Source organism: Oleiphilus sp. HI0061 (genome assembly GCF_001635675.1).
The window spans coordinates 1-966 of sequence record NZ_LWFE01000486.1; the positions used below are offsets into that span (position 1 = coordinate 1).

2 protein-coding genes are annotated in these 966 nt (G+C 43.9%); both read left to right on the forward strand.

Annotation, left to right across the window (positions count from 1 at the left end; all coding sequences use genetic code 11):
* Positions 1-658: sensor histidine kinase (locus A3735_RS06445; RefSeq protein ID WP_197485712.1), on the forward strand; the 658-nt coding region annotated here is incomplete at its 5' end.
* Positions 659-661: 3 nt separating this feature from the next.
* Positions 662-966 (forward strand): LytTR family DNA-binding domain-containing protein (locus A3735_RS06450; protein ID WP_156499462.1); only part of this gene is annotated, 305 nt, incomplete at its 3' end.

Sequence of the window (966 nt, forward strand, 5' to 3'; positions counted from 1 at the left end):
TTTACTCATCAGCTCGATGCTCGCGAGCATCTTACTGCGTTATTTCTTCCTGCAACACCAATGGCGAGAACAGCGCCAAGCAGAACTTCGAGCGCGCATCCAAGCACTGCAGGCTAGAATTCGTCCTCACTTTCTGTTTAATAGCATGAACAGCATCGCCAGCCTGATCGCAATCGATCCACAAAAAGCCGAAGATGCAGTCATAGATCTATCAACCATTTTCAGGGCTACATTAAACAACCAAACTTCTCTGATTCCGGTTCGTGAAGAAATTGAGCTATGCCGACGATACTTGAATATTGAAGCCCTTAGATTAGGAAACAGGCTAAAGATTGAATGGAAGCTCAACAACGCCAAGAAAAAGGTATTGATCCCCCCTTTAACCCTACAACCATTAGTAGAAAATGCGATTTATCATGGTATTCAACCGCTAACTGAAGGCGGNACTATTAGCATTGAAACCGAACTCAAAAGAGATCATTTATACATTTTGATCTCAAACCCTTTTGACCCAGAAAAACAGGCACGACACGGAAACCAAATCGCATTAGACAATATTAGCAGCAGGCTCCAGGCAATTTTCGGCTCAGGCGCTATATTAAAGACTAGCCAACTAAACAATATTTTTACCGTTACTTTACGTATTCCGGTTAACTAAGATATGACAGCAAACAGCCCTATTAGTGTATTTATCGTCGATGATGAGAGCTTGGCAAGAGAGCGCCTAAAGCGTTTAATTGAACGAAATTGTAACTATCAGGTTTGCGGTGAAGCTGAAAATGGTGAACAAGCCTTGGTACGGATTGAGGAGCTTAAGCCTGATATTGCGCTTCTGGATATCAGAATGCCAGGTATTGATGGCCTGGAAGTGGCCAGCGCTCTGGCAAAAAAGCCGAACCCTCCTGCCATGATCTTTTGCACCGCCTATGACGAGTATGCCATCGACGCCTTTAAAAAGCAGGCCAT